Origin of the sequence: Halomonas ventosae (assembly GCF_004363555.1) — a bacterium.
In the GTDB taxonomy this organism is placed as follows: Bacteria; Pseudomonadota; Gammaproteobacteria; order Pseudomonadales; family Halomonadaceae; genus Halomonas; species Halomonas ventosae.
In genome coordinates, this window is sequence record NZ_SNZJ01000041.1 from 1 (window position 1) to 1,751 (window position 1,751).

The following is a 1,751-nucleotide window of genomic DNA, read 5'->3' on the forward strand; positions in this document are numbered from 1 at the left end:
CCCCCGACACGTCCAGGGTGTAGAAGGCGCTGCCGAAGTAGCTGTCGGTCTTCTTGTAGCGGTGGCTCAGGGTGTGCCAGTTGAAGCGCAGCTCCACCGTGTCGCCCGCCTCCTCGAGGATTTCGAGGTTGGTGATCTGGTGGGTGGTGCGCGGCTCCGGCGTGCTCGCCCCAGAGCGCTCGGTCTTGATCCGGTAGACCCGGTCCTCGAGCCCCTCGCGGTTCGGGTAGTAGATCAGCGAGATCTCGCTGTGCGGGTCGCGGGTCAGCTGGTCGTCGTCGTCCCAGGCCGGCATCCAGAACTCGGCGTCCTGGCGGTAGCACTCCAGCCACGCGTCCCACTGGCGGTCGTCGAGCAGGCGTGCCTCGCGGTACAGGAAGGCCTGGATGTCGTGGTAGCTGATGCTCATGGTCTCTCTCCCCTTCTCGGTTCGGGCGCGCTTACGCGGACTGGGTGGCGATGAACTGGCTGCGTTCCTTGTCGATGGCGCGCAGCATCTCCTCGACCCAGTGCTGGTGGTGCAGCACGTAGAGGCCCTCGTCTTCCGGGGAGGCCCCGCTGAGCAGCGGCTTCATGTCGATCGCCTGGGCGTTCTCGTCGGCCCCCTCGATCCACTGCTTGGCGCCGCGCGAGAGGTCGTTCCACTCGGCAAGCGCGCCGTTGTAGCCATCCTGGCAGGCGCGGAACTCCTCCAGGTCGTCCGGCGTGCCCATGCCCGAGACGTTGAAGAAGTCCTCGTACTGGCGAATGCGCACCCGGCGGTTCTCCGCGGACTCGTCCTTGGGCGCGAAGCAGTAGATGGTGACCTCGGTCTTGTCGACGGACAGCGGGCGCAGCACGCGGATCTGCGTGGAGAACTGGTCCATCAGGTAGACGTTGGGGTAGAGGCAGAGGTTGCGGGTCTGGTTGACGATGGAGTCGGCCCGCGCTGCGCCGAGTTCGGCCTCGATCTCGTCCTTGCGGGTGTAGACCGGGCGCACCTCGGGGTTGAGCAGCCGGGTCCACAGCATCATGTGGCCGTTCTCGTAGGAGTAGAAGCCGCCCTGGCTCTTCGACCAGCCGTCGGCGTCCACCGCCTTGGTGCCGCCGGCGTCGTAGTTGCGACGCTCCATGGTCGAGGCGTAGTTCCAGTGCACCGAGCTCACGTGGTAGCCGTCGGCGCCGTTCTCGGCCTGCAGCTTCCAGTTGCCGTTGTAGGTGTACGACGAGGTGCCGCGCAGGATCTCCAGGCCTTCCGGCGCCTGGTCGACGATGTTGTCGATGACCTTGGTGGTCTCGCCCAGGTACTCCTCGAGGGGCTGGACGTCATCGCTCAGGCTGCCGAACAGGAAGCCCTTGTAGTTGGCGAAGCGCGGCAGGCGCTTGAGGTCGTGGGAGCCTTCCTGCTTGAAGCCCTCCGGGTAGGCGCCGTTCTTCTCGTTCTTGGCCTTGAGCAGCTTGCCGTCGTTCTTGAAGGTCCAGCCGTGGAAGGGGCAGGTGAAGGTGCCCTTGTTGCCCTGCTTGCGGCGGCACAGGGTGGCGCCGCGGTGGGCACAGGCGTTGATCAGGCCGTGCAGCTCGCCCTGCTTGTCGCGGGTGATGACCACCGGCTGGCGGCCCATGGTCACGGTGAAGTAGTCGCCCGGCTCGCTGATCTGGCTCTCGTGGGCCAGAAACAGCCAGTTGCCCTCGAAGATGTGCTTCATCTCCAGGTCGAAGAAGGCCGGGTCGGTGAACATGCTGCGGTGGCAGCGGAAGATGCCGTTGTCGGC

The 1,751-nt window shown here is 65.8% G+C and carries 2 protein-coding genes; both read right to left on the reverse strand.

From position 1 onward, the window contains the following. A partial coding sequence (benB, locus tag DFP85_RS18760) for a benzoate 1,2-dioxygenase small subunit (protein ID WP_133637923.1) occupies window positions 1-409 on the reverse strand: 409 nt, incomplete at its 3' end. A 31-nt stretch (window positions 410-440) separates the two neighbouring features. Continuing rightward, the coding region (locus DFP85_RS18765) for a Rieske 2Fe-2S domain-containing protein (RefSeq protein WP_133637924.1) at window positions 441-1,751 on the reverse strand (1,311 nt) is incomplete at its 5' end.